Origin of the sequence: Pseudomonas sp. FEMGT703P, from assembly GCF_002786345.1 — a bacterium.
GTDB classification, from domain to species: Bacteria; Pseudomonadota; Gammaproteobacteria; order Pseudomonadales; family Pseudomonadaceae; genus Aquipseudomonas; species Aquipseudomonas peli.
Window position 1 is genome coordinate 1 of the sequence record NZ_PGCM01000006.1, and the last position, 14626, is coordinate 14626.

Annotated in this window: 12 protein-coding genes and 2 tRNA genes; 10 read left to right on the forward strand and 4 right to left on the reverse strand. The window is 60.1% G+C overall.

What is annotated here, in order from left to right; translation table 11 throughout:
• Positions 1–206: 206 nt before the first annotated feature.
• Together gltX and CUR33_RS10050 are read right to left on the reverse strand one after the other, a co-directional pair.
• On the reverse strand, positions 207–1688 hold the full coding sequence (gltX, locus tag CUR33_RS10045; protein ID WP_289239526.1) for a glutamate--tRNA ligase: 1482 nt from the start codon (positions 1686–1688) through the stop codon (positions 207–209).
• 32 nt (positions 1689–1720) lie between these two features.
• Complete coding sequence (locus CUR33_RS10050; protein ID WP_289239527.1) at positions 1721–2641, reverse strand: LysR family transcriptional regulator; 921 nt, start codon at positions 2639–2641, stop codon at positions 1721–1723.
• Between the two features lie 106 nt (positions 2642–2747).
• On the opposite strand from CUR33_RS10050, the gene CUR33_RS10055 reads away from it, so the two are divergent.
• The 3 genes from CUR33_RS10055 to CUR33_RS10065 are packed head-to-tail and all read left to right on the forward strand — an operon-like array spanning position 2748 to position 6284.
• Positions 2748–3797: an HlyD family secretion protein gene (locus CUR33_RS10055; protein WP_289239528.1), complete on the forward strand. Its 1050-nt coding sequence runs from the start codon at positions 2748–2750 to the stop codon at positions 3795–3797.
• A gap of 49 nt (positions 3798–3846) precedes the next feature.
• Positions 3847–5337 (forward strand): MDR family MFS transporter, encoded by a 1491-nt coding sequence (locus tag CUR33_RS10060; protein WP_289239763.1) that lies wholly within the window; start codon positions 3847–3849, stop codon positions 5335–5337.
• A 47-nt stretch (positions 5338–5384) separates the two neighbouring features.
• Positions 5385–6284: an EamA family transporter gene (locus tag CUR33_RS10065; protein WP_289239529.1), complete on the forward strand. Its 900-nt coding sequence runs from the start codon at positions 5385–5387 to the stop codon at positions 6282–6284.
• A gap of 80 nt (positions 6285–6364) precedes the next feature.
• Here CUR33_RS10065 and uvrB read toward each other — a convergent pair whose 3' ends face one another.
• A complete protein-coding gene (gene uvrB, locus CUR33_RS10070) occupies positions 6365–8380 on the reverse strand; it encodes an excinuclease ABC subunit UvrB (protein ID WP_289239530.1) in 2016 nt (671 codons plus the stop codon).
• A gap of 176 nt (positions 8381–8556) precedes the next feature.
• On the opposite strand from uvrB, the gene CUR33_RS10075 reads away from it, so the two are divergent.
• The 5 genes from CUR33_RS10075 to CUR33_RS10095 all read left to right on the forward strand — a co-directional run bounded on the left by CUR33_RS10075 (position 8557) and on the right by CUR33_RS10095 (position 12135).
• Positions 8557–9753 carry an amino acid aminotransferase gene (locus CUR33_RS10075; protein WP_289239531.1) on the forward strand — a complete coding sequence of 399 codons (1197 nt, stop codon included), beginning with the start codon at positions 8557–8559 and terminating at the stop codon, positions 9751–9753.
• Positions 9754–9820: 67 nt separating this feature from the next.
• Positions 9821–9896 (forward strand) — tRNA-Asn (locus tag CUR33_RS10080).
• A gap of 9 nt (positions 9897–9905) precedes the next feature.
• Positions 9906–9982 (forward strand) — tRNA-Pro (locus tag CUR33_RS10085).
• A gap of 263 nt (positions 9983–10245) precedes the next feature.
• Complete coding sequence (locus CUR33_RS10090; protein ID WP_289239532.1) at positions 10246–10470, forward strand: DUF2061 domain-containing protein; 225 nt, start codon at positions 10246–10248, stop codon at positions 10468–10470.
• A gap of 105 nt (positions 10471–10575) precedes the next feature.
• The gene (locus tag CUR33_RS10095) at positions 10576–12135 is read left to right on the forward strand and encodes a glycoside hydrolase family 17 protein (RefSeq protein WP_289239533.1); all 1560 of its coding nucleotides are present in this window, start codon (positions 10576–10578) and stop codon (positions 12133–12135) included.
• Here the strand turns inward: CUR33_RS10095 and CUR33_RS10100 are convergent, their stop codons facing one another.
• Entirely contained in the window at positions 12136–12504 is a 369-nt protein-coding gene (locus CUR33_RS10100; RefSeq protein WP_289239534.1) for a hypothetical protein, read from the reverse strand.
• Between the two features lie 104 nt (positions 12505–12608).
• Here CUR33_RS10100 and CUR33_RS10105 point away from each other — a divergent pair, with 104 nt between their 5' ends.
• Positions 12609–13181: a hypothetical protein gene (locus CUR33_RS10105; RefSeq protein WP_167145279.1), complete on the forward strand. Its 573-nt coding sequence runs from the start codon at positions 12609–12611 to the stop codon at positions 13179–13181.
• Positions 13182–13317: 136 nt separating this feature from the next.
• On the forward strand, positions 13318–14616 hold the full coding sequence (locus CUR33_RS10110) for a serine/threonine protein kinase (RefSeq protein WP_167145281.1): 1299 nt from the start codon (positions 13318–13320) through the stop codon (positions 14614–14616).
• Positions 14617–14626: the final 10 nt, after the last annotated feature.

Consider the following 14626-nt stretch of genomic DNA (forward strand, 5'->3'; position numbering starts at 1 on the left):
GATCGAACCGTTGACCTCTTGCATGCCATGCAAGCGCTCTCCCAGCTGAGCTATAGCCCCATCTCAAGGACGGGGCGCATGTTAAGAGTGCGCCCCACACCTGTCAACAAAATTTTTACCCGCATCTGCATTCTTTATGCTGACAGAACAACCACTTACCCCATACCGGCACGCCAAAACGACGGCCGGACGGGGCATTCAGCTGCTTAGGCAATGGCAGCCAGCAGCTTCTCCCACTCTTTGTTTTCTTTCTTCGACACACCACCGAGCAGCTCAATGGCCTGACGCAGACGGAAGCGAGTCAGATCCGGGCCGAGGATTTCCATGGCATCAAGTACGGATACCGAGCTGGCCTGACCGGTGACAGCAGCAAACATCAACGGCATGGCGTCACGCAACTTCAGCTCCAGGTGCTCCACCACGGCCTGAATGCAACCAGTGATCCTGTCCTTTTCCCACTGACGCAGCGCTTCAAGCTTCCACAGGATCAACTGCATGACCTGGCGTACCTGATCGGCACTGAGCTTTTTGCTCTCGAACAGCTTGGCGTCCAGCGTCAAGCCGCCCGCAAAGAAGAAACTGGCCAGCGGGGCGATCTGGCTAAACGTCTCTACTCTGCCCTGTACATGCGGGGCGATCTGCATCAGGTAGTTGTTGTTGAACGCCCACTTCTGCGCGCCAGCGGCGAAGTCTTCGACGCTCAGTTCACGCATCCACTGGCCGTTGAGCCAGGACAGCTTCTCCAGGTCGAAGATCGGCCCGCCCAGCGATACACGGTTGATATCGAAGTGCTCAACCATCTCGTCGAGACTGAACTTCTCGCGCTCATCAGGCATCGACCAGCCCATACGCCCGAGGTAGTTGAGCATCGCCTGCGGCAAAAAGCCCATGCGCTCGTAGAAGGTGATCGAGGTAGGGTTCTTACGCTTGGACAGCTTGCTCTTGTCAGGGTTACGCAGCAGCGGCATATAGCACAGCTGCGGTTTTTCCCAGCCGAAGTACTCGTACAACAGGATCAGCTTGGGTGCCGACGGCAGCCATTCTTCACCGCGCAGCACGTGGGTGATACCCATCAAGTGGTCATCGACTACGTTGGCCAGGAAATAGGTCGGCAGGCCATCGGTCTTCATCAGGACCTGCATGTCCATGCGATCCCATGGGATCTCCACTTCGCCGCGCAGCATGTCCGGCACCACGCACACGCCTTCGGTCGGCACCTTCATCCGCACCACATTCGGCTCGCCAGCCGCCAGGCGCTGTTGCACTTCGTCGGCGGACAGGTGCATGCAATGGCCGTCATAACGCGGCGTTTGCTTGGCCTCCATCTGCTCGGCACGCACTTTGTCCAGACGCTCAGCACTGCAGAAGCAGTGGAAGGCATGCCCCTTCTCGACCAGCTCGGCGCTGTACTTCTGGTAGATGTGGCCGCGCTCGCTTTGCCGATACGGGCCGTGCGGGCCGCCGACATCAGGACCTTCACTCCACTCGATGCCCAGCCAGCGCAGGGCGTCGTAGATCTGCTGTTCAGACTCACGCGTCGAACGCACCTGATCGGTATCTTCGATACGCAGGATAAATTCGCCACCGTGCTGACGGGCAAAGCACAGGTTGAACAGGGCGATATAGGCGGTGCCTACGTGCGGATCACCAGTGGGCGACGGCGCAATACGGGTGCGGACGGTGGTCATGGAAAGTCTCGAAGAGTTGCAGTGAACGCGGATTAAGACGGCGATGGTAACAGGCCAGCCGTGGGCGGCTCCAGCAGGTGACCACCCGACAACGACAGACTGCGTATCAGAAAATCCAGGAAAGTTTTCACCTTCATGGCCTGGAACCGCCGTGATGGATAGACCGCATAGAGTTCGCCGACCGTCAGACGCGCTTCGGGCAACAGTTCAACCAGTTGCCCCGTCTCTACCGCAGCACCGCAGATCATCACGGGTAGCCCGGCGATTCCCGCCCCCGCCATGACGGCTTCTCGGGCAAAGGTGATGTTGTTGCACGACAGCACGCTCTGGCAGGTGATGTTTTCGCCCGCCAACGGCCAATAACGCGACGAGTCGCGCGGCAACATAACGGCGCGATGCCCCGTCAATTCCTCGACCGTTCGCGGCGTACCGTGCCGAGCCAGGTAATCCGGACTGGCATACAGACGCCGACTGGTCTCGAACATCTTGCGTGCAATCAAGGTGGAGTCCTGCGGCTGCCCCACCAGAATGGCGATATCCACCCCTTCCTCAACGGGGTCGACATGCCGCGAGGTCAACTCCACCTCGGCGCTGATCTGCGGGTACTGGCGCATGAAGTCACCCAGCACCCTGCCAAGGAACAGCTGACCAAATTCAATCGGTGCAGTGATGCGCAGCAATCCCGAGGGCTCCAACTGCAATTGCATCACTGCCTGCTCGGCCTCGGCAAAGTCGAGCATGATCTGCCGACAGCGCTCGTAATAGGCCTGTCCGACTTCCGTTAGGCGCAGCTTGCGTGTGGTGCGATTGAGCAGGCGCACACCAAGACGCTCTTCGAGCAGAACAATGCGTCGACTGACGGTCGACTTCTGCATGCCCAACCCCTGCGCTGCCAGGGTGAAGCTGTGGCACTCGACCACCCGTGTGAAGATCAGCGCATCATCCAGCCCCATGATTGTTCCTCATAAGCAACAAAGTTTCCGAAGTCTAACGACTACAGGCACGAAAGGAACACTGTTAGATTTGCTTACACTTTTGCCCGAGCTTCGAGCGCCCAACATGCCTGCCCAACTGCAACGCCGCCTGTTTGTCTTCCTGCTTCTTCTCAGCCTCATCGCTGCCGTCTTTTTCGGCCATTGGTGGCTGATCGGCCGACACCTTGAAAGCACCGACAACGCCTATGTACAAGGTGAAATCACCCGTGTGTCCAGCCAGCTGGGCGCACGCATCGACAAGGTATTGGTGCAAGACAACCAGCATGTCGAGCAGGGTGAGCTGCTGTTGGTGCTGGAAAGCGCCGACTTTGAGCTGGCCAAGCAACGCGCCGAAGCCACCCTGGCCACCCGCGAGGCCGAGCTGAGCCAGGCGCGCAGCACCCTGAACCAACAGGACAGCCTGATTGCTGCCAGCCGTGCCGATGTGTCGGCCAGCGAAGCCACCCTGGGCCGCACGCAGATTGACCTGTCACGCGCGCAAACCCTGCGCAAGCCGGGTTTCGTCTCCGAGGAGCGCGTCACCACCCTGGCCGCCGACAGCCGCATTGCCCGCTCGCAAGTGAGCAAAGCGCAAGCCGATCTACAAGCCCAACGTCAGCAGGTCAGCACCCTGCAAGCCGAGATCAAGCGTCTGGAAGCGCAGATCAGCAGCGCCCGTACCGACCTGGCCCAGGCTGAGCTGAATATTGCCCGCACTGAAATTCGCGCGCCCATCAGCGGTTTTATCGGCCAGCGCGCCGCACGCCACGGCCAATATGTGCAGACCGGCGCCTACCTGCTGTCACTGGTACCGGATCAGGACATCTGGATTCAGGCCAACTTCAAAGAAACCCAGATCGGCCACATGCGCCCTGGGCAGAGTGCCGAACTGACCTTCGACAGCTTCCCTGACACGCCGATCGAAGGCCGCATCGAAAGTTTATTCGCCGCCTCAGGTGCGCAGTTCAGCCTGCTGCCGCCGGATAACGCCACCGGCAACTTCACCAAAGTGGTGCAGCGCATCCCGGTGAAACTTACCTTTGCCGCCGACAACCCACTCAAGGGGCTGATTCGTCCAGGCATGTCGGTCGAGGTAAAGGTCGACCTGCAGTCCGAGCCGCACCATGGCAGCTGATGCGCTGATCCGCCCGACCGGCGAGCCGAGCCGGCGCGACTGGATCGCGGTGATGAGCGTGATGCTCGGTGCCTTTATGGCGGTACTGGATATCCAGATCACCAACTCATCGCTGAAGGACATCCAGGGCGCGCTGTCGGCCACCCTGGAGGAAGGCTCGTGGATTTCCACCTCCTACCTGGTGGCGGAAATCATCATGATCCCGCTCACCGCCTGGCTGGTGCAGTTGCTGTCGGCACGCCGATTGGCGGTGTGGGTGTCATTGGGTTTCCTCGCTTCCTCGCTGCTCTGCTCAATGGCCTGGAGCCTGGAGAGCATGATCGTGTTCCGTGCCATGCAGGGTTTTACCGGCGGCGCGTTGATTCCCCTGGCGTTCACCCTGACGCTGATCAAACTGCCGGAACACCACCGCGCCAAGGGCATGGCGCTGTTCGCCCTGACGGCCACCTTCGCCCCCTCGATCGGCCCAACCCTGGGCGGCTGGCTGACGGAAAACTTTGGCTGGGAATACATCTTCTACATCAACGTGCCGCCCGGCCTGCTGATGATCGCCGGGCTGATGTACGGCCTGGAGAAAAAGCCCGCAGACTGGCAGCTGCTGAAAAGTACCGACTACGCCGGCATCGTCACCCTCGGCATGGGCCTGGGCTGCCTGCAGGTGTTTCTCGAAGAAGGCCATCGCAAGGACTGGCTGGAGTCCAGTCTGATCAGCGGGCTGGGCAGCATCGCCGCGATCAGCCTGGTGCTGTTCGTCATCCTGCAAATCTCGCGTCCCAACCCGCTGATCAACCTCGGCGTGCTGCGTGAGCGCAACTTCGGCCTGTCGAGTATTTCCAGCATCGGCCTGGGCATGGGCTTGTATGGCTCGATCTATGTACTGCCGCTGTACCTGGCGCAGGTCCAGGGCTACAACGCCCTGCAGATCGGCGAGGTGATCATGTGGATGGGCGTGCCACAGCTGTTTCTGATTCCGCTGGTGCCGCTGCTGATGAAGAAGATCTCGCCGAAATGGCTGTGCGCCTTGGGGTTTGGCCTGTTCGGCAGTGCCAGCTTCCTCTCCGGGGTACTCAACCCGGATTTCGCCGGCGAGCAGTTCAACCACATCCAGCTGTTGCGTGCGCTGGGCCAGCCGCTGGTGATGGTCACCATTTCACTGATCGCCACTGCTTATACGCTACCGCAGGATGCCGGCTCGGCATCGAGCCTGTTCAACATTCTGCGTAACCTCGGCGGCGCCATTGGCATCGCCCTGCTCGCGACCCTGCTGGACAGCCGTGCCAAGGTGTATTTCGACTACCTGCGCGAGTCGCTGGTACCGACAAACCCGCAGGTCGCCGAGCGCCTGGCGCTACTGACTGAAAAGCTCGGCAGCGAACAAGCGGCACTGGCCAAACTCAGCGAGATCACCCATCAGCAGGCGGCGATCATGGCCTACAATGACGCCTTCCACTGCATCGGCATCGCCCTCGGCATCAGCATGCTGGCAGTTCTGCTGACACGTAAACTGCCCGTAGGCACTACCGGTGGTGCCGCGCACTAATCCATTCCGCGCGCCGCATACCGGCGCGCTGCTGTTTCAGGTCATCCATGTCCGCATCCGCTTCGCGCACCCGCTCCCTGCTGCTGATCGGTGCCTTCGCCATTATCTACATTGGCTGGGGCACGACTTACCTGGCCAACCACTTCCTCTTGCTGGAAGTCCCGCCCTTTGTCATTGGCAGCCTGCGTTTCTCGATTGCCGGCCTGCTCGCCCTGGCCTGGGTGCTGCTCAGCGGCCAATTGCGCATCCAGCGCAGCGACTTGGGCGGCGTACTGATTGGCAGCCTGGCGCTGATTGCCGTCGGCCAGGGCGCGCTGATCTACGCCAACCAGTACCTGCCCACCGGCATGCTGGCCATGCTCTACACCACACTGCCGCTGTGGAGCGTGGCGCTGGAATGGCTGCTCGGTGAGCGTCCGCCGCTGTGGGTAATGTGTGGGCTGGCGCTGGCCTGCAGCGGGATTGTCCTGTTGATGAACAACGGCTTGGACCAACGCGCGTCGACTGAGCAATGGTTTGCCGGCCTGCTGGTGGTATTCGCCACACTGCTCTGGGCCGGCGGAGCCTGGCTTATGCGCCAGCGCCCGCCGTTTCGTTCCAGCTGGCTGGGACTAAGCCTGCAGATGCTGATCGGCGCGCTATTGCTGGCGTTGTTCGGCCTGTGGCATGGCGACTGGCAAGCGCTGGACCTGCGCGCAATTAGCGGCAATGCCTGGCTGTGGCTGGCGTATCTGGTGCTACCTGTCAGCCTGGGCGTGTATCCCGCGTATTTCTGGCTGTTGCGTGAAGTGCGCCCGAGCCTGGTGTCGACCTTCGCCTTCGTCAACCCAGTGGTGGCCTTGCTGCTCGGCTACCTGCTGCTGGGCGAACGGCTCAGCTTGATGGCACTGCTGGCCTGCGGCATCACCCTCGGCGGTGTAGTGCTGATTATCTTCGGCCGGCGTTAATCGCACAGCTGAGAAAGGGGCTTTAGCCGCGGACAAACAGTCAGCCTGTCGCGGCGAAAGCCCCTTCCACACCCAGCCAATCAGACCTGCAGCAATCGATCGCGCAGTTTCTGGATTTCATCACGCAACTGCGCGGCGGCCTCGAACTCTAGATCGCGGGCCAGGGCGTACATTTTCTCTTCCAGCTGACGAATGCGCTTGGTGATTTCGCTCGGTGAGCGCAGTTCGTTCTCGTAACGCGCACTTTCCTCGGCCGCCTGGGCCATGCCCTTGCGCTTCTTGCTGCGCGCGCCAGGCACCACGGCCCCCTCCAGGATGTCCTTAACGTCTTTGAACACGCCCTTGGGGGTAATGCCATTGGCTTCGTTGAAGGCGATCTGCTTGTTGCGCCGCCGCTCGGTTTCGCCGATGGCGCGCTCCATCGAACCGGTCAAGCGGTCGGCATACAGAATCGCCCGACCGTTGAGGTTACGGGCGGCGCGGCCAATGGTCTGGATCAACGAGCGCTCGGAACGCAGGAAACCCTCTTTGTCCGCATCAAGAATCGCAACAAGCGACACTTCCGGCATATCCAGGCCTTCGCGCAGCAGGTTGATACCCACCAACACGTCGAACGCGCCGATGCGTAAGTCGCGGATGATCTCGACGCGCTCTACGGTGTCGATATCGGAGTGCAGGTAACGCACCTTGACGCCGTGATCCCCAAGGTAATCGGTCAGGTCTTCGGCCATGCGCTTGGTCAGGGTGGTGACCAGCACGCGCTCCTCAATGGCCACGCGCTTGTGAATTTCCGAGAGCAGGTCGTCGACTTGGGTCAACGCCGGGCGCACCTCGATCTGCGGGTCAACCAGACCAGTCGGCCGCACCACCTGCTCAATCACCCTCCCAGCATGCTCGGCTTCATAGTTGCCCGGCGTGGCGGAAACGAAGATGGTCTGCGGGCTGGCGGCCTCCCACTCTTCGAAGCGCATTGGGCGGTTATCCAGCGCCGACGGCAGGCGGAAACCGTATTCGACCAGGGTTTCCTTACGCGAACGGTCGCCCTTATACATCGCGCCGACCTGCGGCACCGAGACGTGGGACTCGTCGATCACCAGCAGCGCCTGGTCTGGCAGGTAGTCATACAGCGTCGGCGGCGGCTGGCCAGAATCTCGGCCAGAGAGGTAACGCGAGTAGTTTTCGATGCCGTTGCAATAACCCAGCTCGATGATCATCTCCAGGTCAAAACGGGTGCGTTGCTCCAGGCGCTGCGCTTCCACCAGCTTGTTATTGCTGCGCAGGTACTCCAGGCGCTCAACCAGCTCGACTTTGATCTTCTCCACTGCCTCCAGCAGCACTTCACGCGGGGTGACGTAGTGACTCTTGGGGTAAAAAGTGAAACGCGGCAGCTTGCGGATGACCTCGCCAGTCAGCGGGTCAAAGGCCGAAATGCTTTCCACCTCGTCATCAAACAGTTCGATGCGAATGGCTTCCAGGTCAGATTCGGCCGGGTAAATATCAATCACATCGCCGCGCACGCGAAAGGTGGCACGGGCAAAGTCCATGTCATTACGGGTGTATTGCAGGTCGGCCAGGCGGCGCAGCAAGGCGCGCTGGTCCATTTTGTCGCCGCGATCGACGTGCAGCACCATCTTCAGGTACGACTCGGGGCTCCCCAGGCCGTAGATGCACGACACGGTGGTGACGATGATCGCGTCCGGCCGCTCCAGCAGCGCTTTGGTCGCCGACAGGCGCATTTGCTCGATGTGGTCGTTGATCGACGCATCCTTCTCGATAAAGGTGTCCGAGGACGGCACATAGGCTTCTGGCTGGTAGTAGTCGTAATACGACACGAAATACTCCACCGCGTTGTTCGGGAAGAAGCTCTTGAACTCCCCGTATAACTGCGCAGCCAAGGTCTTGTTCGGCGCCAGCACCAGCGTCGGCCGCTGGACTTGGGCAATCACGTTGGCGATGGAAAACGTCTTACCCGAGCCCGTCACGCCTAACAGTGTTTGGTGTGACAAACCTGCTTCAAGGCCTTCGACCATCTGCCGAATCGCCTCGGGCTGATCGCCGGCAGGCTGGAAACGGGTGACCAGTTGAAACTCGGACATGACGGACCTCGACAAGCGGATGTGACGCGGCCTGAAAGCCTACGTCAAAACCGGTGAAAAGCGTGTGCCTGTTGTCGCAGCACAGGTTATGCGCCGGTATACTACCGCCGCACTTACGCAACCCCTAGCCGGGTGTTGCCTGATCCCCACTTCTCCTCTTCAGAGCTGCCGCATCCATGAGTCTGTTCTCTGCCGTCGAAATGGCTCCGCGCGATCCTATCCTGGGCCTCAACGAAGCCTTCAACGCCGATACCCGCACGACCAAGGTCAATTTGGGCGTGGGCGTTTACTACAACGAGGAAGGCCGCATTCCGCTGCTACGCGCCGTAGCCGAAGCCGAGAAAGCCCGCATTGAAGCCCATGCCCCACGCGGCTACCTGCCGATCGAAGGCATTGCCGCCTATGACAGCGCCGTGCAGAAACTGTTGCTGGGTGCTGACTCTGAACTGATCGCCGCTGGCCGGGTGATCACCACCCAGGCCGTTGGCGGTACGGGCGCACTGAAGACCGGCGCTGATTTCCTCAAGCGCTTGCTGCCCAACACTGTGGTGGCGATCAGCGACCCAAGCTGGGAAAACCACCGCGCCCTGTTTGAATCAGCGGGTTTCCCAGTACAGAACTACCGCTACTACGACGCAGCCAGCCACGGCATCAACCGCACCGGCATGCTCGAAGACCTGAAAAACCTGCCTGCCCGCTCAGTTGTAGTGCTGCATGCCTGCTGCCACAACCCGACAGGTGTCGACTTGTCGCTGGACGATTGGAAAGCCGTGTTGGACGTGCTGCGCGAGCGCGAGCATGTACCGTTCCTCGACATCGCCTACCAGGGCTTTGGCGACGGCATCGAGCAAGACGCCTTTGCCGTGCGCCTGTTTGCCGCCTCCGGTATTCCGTTTTTCGTCTCCAGTTCGTTCTCGAAATCTTTCTCGCTGTACGGCGAGCGCGTCGGGGCCCTGTCGATTGTCACCGGCAGCCAGGAAGAAGCCGGCCGCGTGCTCTCGCAAGCCAAGCGCGTGATCCGCACCAACTACTCCAACCCGCCGACCCATGGCGCCACCGTGGTGGCCAGTGTGCTGAACAGCCCTGAGCTGCGCGCCCTGTGGGAAGAAGAGCTGGCCGGCATGCGCGAGCGTATTCGCGGCATGCGCATGGCCATGGTTGAACAGCTGGCTGCATTGAACTGCAAACGCGACTTCAGCTTTGTCGCTCAGCAGCGCGGTATGTTCTCCTACTCGGGCTTGACCGCCGAGCAGGTAGAACGTTTGAAAACTGAGTTTGGTATCTACGCAGTCAGCACTGGCCGCATCTGCGTCGCCGCGCTGAACCAGCGAAACCTGCCTGCGGTGACCCAGGCCATCGCCCAGGTGCTGTAAACCTGCTAAAAGGAAGTCAGCATATGCTTGACTTCCCTTTTTGAATCAGTAGGATACGCGCCATCGTTCCGCGATAGCTCAGTCGGTAGAGCAAATGACTGTTAATCATTGGGTCCCTGGTTCGAGTCCAGGTCGCGGAGCCAGTAGTTCATCGGGGTATAGCGCAGTCCGGTAGCGCGCCTGCTTTGGGAGCAGGATGTCGGGAGTTCGAATCCCCCTACCCCGACCATTTTTGGGTCGCAAGTGGTGCGAAATGCAGCTGGCTTTACACAGCTGTTCGCATAACACGCAGCTCGCATGCAACACCATTCAAGTTCGCTTGAATGTAAAAAACCCGCCTTGTGCGGGTTTTTTATTGCCTATCTTATGGCGCGCACCACGAACATAAATCACCAAAAACTATTAAAGCAATTCAATCCAAACATTTTACCAATCGCAGCCTCACCACTACGCTACACCTCAATGAAGAATAATTCTCACTCGAGGTGCGCCATGCTCAAGACCCTGACCTTCACCCTCATGCACTTCTGCATCGCCTTTGGTGTCACTTACGCCCTGACCGGCAGTATCGCAGCCAGTGGCCTGGTGGCGGCTATCGAACCGCTGTGCAACTCGGTGGGTTTCTACTTTCACGAGAAGGTCTGGCAGCGTATTGAGGGGCGTTCTAAAGCCGCCGCTGAACGCCCCACACATGCCTGGCTGCATCACCAGGCATGAGGCCTGGTGCGAGGGTAAAAACCCGAACAGGGCATAAAAAACAGCCAGCGGGGCACTGTGCCAATCCGCTACTATGCGCGACTCAACCACCATACGCGCCCGATCATGCCTGCTACCTCTCGCTTTCCTACCGCTCCTTTTGCATTTGCCTGCCTGCTTGGCCTCCTTGCGCTATTCGGCCTGTGGTACGGCATTGGTCAACCCGTCACATTGGCGGATGCCGCAACGCCCACGCATAAACTGCAGTGCGCGTCCTACACACCGTTCGACAAAGACCAATCACCCTTCGATCAACCAATGCAGCTGCGTCCGGAGCGAATGGAAGCCGACCTGGCGCTACTCGCCGAGCGCTTTGAGTGCCTGCGCACCTATTCGGTGACCGGCCTGGAAGAGTTGCCGAACATGGCGCGCAAACATGGCTTGAAGCTCATCGTCGGCGCCTGGGTCAGCCGAAACCCAGCTGACACCGCGGTTGAGATTGCCGGGCTGGTTAAAATCGCCAACGCACACCCGGATGTGGTGCAAGCAGTGATCGTCGGCAACGAAGCGCTGCTACGCAAGGAAGTGACCCCGCAGCAACTGGTGGTGTTGATTGAACAGGTCAAGGCACAGATCAAGCAGCCGGTAACCTATGCCGATGTCTGGGAGTTCTGGCTCAAGCATCCGGAAGTTGCTCCCGCAGTGGACTTCATCACCATCCACTTGCTGCCTTATTGGGAAGACAACCCGGCGGGTATCGAGAATGCGCTGCATGAAGTCGCCGAAGTCCGCCAGACCTTTGGCAACGCCTATGCCCCCAAGGACATCCTGATCGGTGAGACCGGCTGGCCAAGCGAAGGTCGCCAACGCGAAACCGCCGTACCCAGCCTGGTCAACCAAGCGAAATTCATTCGTGGTTTCGTCGCCATGGCCGAGCAAAACGGCTGGCGCTATAACCTGATCGAGGCCTTTGACCAGCCGTGGAAACGCGTCAGTGAAGGTGCCGTAGGGGGTTATTGGGGGCTCTACGATGCGGATCGCCAGGACAAATCAATCCTCGCCGGCCCGGTGTCCAACCTGCCGCAGTGGCCTACCTGGCTGATGATCAGCCTGGCACTTGCAGCCGCTACCCTGTTGTGGGCTGGCCGTCCCCATTCACCCCGCGCCGCGCTCTTGTTACCGCTGCTCGCGGCAGTGGGTGCTGCCTGTATCGGCCTGTTTGCAGAACTAACGCTGATCACCAGCCGTTACGTGGGCGAATGGCTCTGGGCAGGGGCACTGATCGTGCTCAACCTCATGGTGCTGAGCCATGGCGCACTGCTACTCAGCAGCCGAAATGGCTGGCGCGCACACACCTTCAACTGGCTGCATAGCCGGGGCGCACTGTGGTTGACCCTGAGCGGCTTTGCCGGTGCGGTGATGATGCTCGCGCTGGTGGTGGATGCGCGCTACCGCAGCTTCCCCAGCGCGGCACTGTTGCTACCTGCACTGGTCTACCTGTGCCGTCCGGTAGGCGGCTACCGCCGTGAAGTAGCCTTGCTTGCCTTACTGATCGGCGCCTGCATTGCACCGCAGCTGTACCAGGAAACCCTGAGCAACTGGCAAGCCATCGGCTGGGCGATGACCTGCGTGCTACTGGTGGCGGCGCTGTGGCGCAGCCTGCGGGTTAAAGCGCAAGCCGCCTAATCAGGCGATTTGCGGCGCACGCACCCAACGCAGCAGCGCCAGCACGACGGCAAAAACTGCCAGGCTGGCGCTGTACAACACCAGCGCCGGCAGGCCGAGCAGCAAGGCCGGCACTGCCAGTCGCTTGCCCCAAGCGCCGGGCAACACAAATGCCCACACCGCACAGACCAGCGCAGCCCAAGCCAATACACGGAAATGGATCAACCAGCCAAGGCTGGCACGCACCTGGCAAGCCATCTGCTGCGGGTCATCAACGCATAAACCAACCCACTGTGCGCCTTCCATCAGTTGGTAACGCAGCACAAAGCTCAGGGCCAGACACAGGGCCGCGGCGATCAGCAGAGCAGTCAGAGGCAAATAACGAGACATGGGTAACTCGGGCAATTGAAAAGGCTGCGTAGGATAAGCCGCCGCGTCGCGGATAACACCCCCCGAGATCGCCTACTCACCGCCGCTGCGGCTAGAATCCAGCCATGCTGATACGTCGCCTGATACTGATCGTCGCAAGCTTGCTCGGCCTCTGGATGCTGTGGGTCATTGTGCTGCCCACGCCCAGCGGCCCGCCTGCCAGCACCCCATCACACAGCGGCAGTTGGCGCTTAGCCGCGCACACCGTCAGTACGTTGCAGCCGTTCCAACTGGAAGCGCGCATCCTCGGGCGTGAAGACTATTACTTTGACCGCGGCGCCAAGCTCTCGCCAACCGATCTGGCGCTCGGCTGGGGACCGATGGCTGATCCGGAGGTGCTGCGCCATATCACTATCAGCCAGCGTAACCGCTGGTACTTCTGGCGCGCCGAACAACTGCCAATCGAACGCCGGCAGATCGAGATCCACAGCGCCAATATGCACCTGATACCCGCCAACCCGGCGGTAGCCAGCACCCTGGCCGGACTCAAAGAAGGTCAGCAGATTCGCCTGAGTGGACAGCTGGTGCGAATCGACGGTGACGATGGCTATCGCTGGATCAGTTCACTCAGCCGCGAAGACACCGGTGACGGCGCCTGCGAACTAATCTGGGTTGAACAATTGGCCGTATTGCCATGACGCACCCAGTTTCAAATGGTTCTTTTGCCTGAAAACTGACAGTTCTATAACTAAACGGCACTTAACCACGCTTATGTGGTCAAATCGACCCGCACCTGAAGCACTGCATCAGTCCTAGCTCTCAAGAGATTTAGCCATGTCGCCTGTCCCTCGTCTGCTTGCCCTTCTCAGTTGCCTCGCGCTGGTGGCTCCCGTCAGCGCCGCCGATATCGACGCCAGCAGTTATGGCTACCCGATCAGCAACCCTTTCGAAGCCACGCTGGCAACCACACCGCCTGAGCTGCGTCCGAAACTGCCGGCCGATGCGGACATCAACCAAAGTGACCACCAGATCAAATTGCGCCCGGAGCGCGAGTTTGAGTTGCCAGAAAACTTCTGGCCGGTGACCAAGATGCACTACCGCATTGCCAAACAGTCCGGCGAAGCGCCGCTGATCTTTATCATTGCCGGTACGGGCGCGCATTACGCCAGCAGCACCCCGGAATACCTGAAGAAGCTGTTCTACGGTGCGGGCTATCACGTGGTGCAATTGTCATCGCCGACCAGCTATGACTTCATGACCTCCGCCTCACGCTTTGCCACGCCCGGCATTACCCGTGAAGACGCCGACGATCTGTACCGCACCATGCAGGCGGTGCGCGCCCAGCATCCGCGCTTGAAAGTCAGTGAATATCACCTCACCGGCTACAGCCTGGGTGCGCTGCAGGCAGCCTTTGTCAGCGAACTGGACGAGACGCGTCGCAGCTTCAACTTCAAACGCGTGCTGCTGCTCAACCCGCCGGTCAACCTCTACACCTCGACCACTAATCTCGACCGCCTCGTGCAGACCAAGGTGGATGGCATCGACAACAGCACCACATTCTATGAACTGGTGTTGGGCAAGTTGACCCGCTACTTCCAGAACAAGGGCTACGTCGACATCAATGACGCCCTGCTCTATGACTTCCAGAACTCCGGCGAGCAGCTCAACGACGAGCAGATGGCCATGCTGATTGGCGCGGCTTTTCGCTTCTCAGCTGCCGATATCGCCTTTACCTCGGACCTGATCAACCGCCGCGGACTGATCACCCCGATCAACTACCCGATCAGCGAAGGCACTAGTCTTACGCCGTTCTTCCGGCGCGCCCTGCAGTGCGACTTCGACTGTTACCTGACCGAGCAACTGATCCCCATGTGGCGCGCACGTACTGACGGTGGCAGCGTGGCGCAGCTGATTGACCAGATCAGCCTGTATGGCGTCGCCGATTACCTGAAAAACAGCAGCAAGATCGCCGTTATGCACAATGCCGATGACCTCATCCTCGGCCCAGGTGACCTGGGCTTTTTGCGGCGCACCCTGGGGGATCGCCTGACCGTTTATCCGCTGGGTGGCCATTGCGGCAACCTCAACTACCGCGTCAATAGCGACGCCATGCTGGAGTTCTTCCGTGGCTAAGCCAACCTTT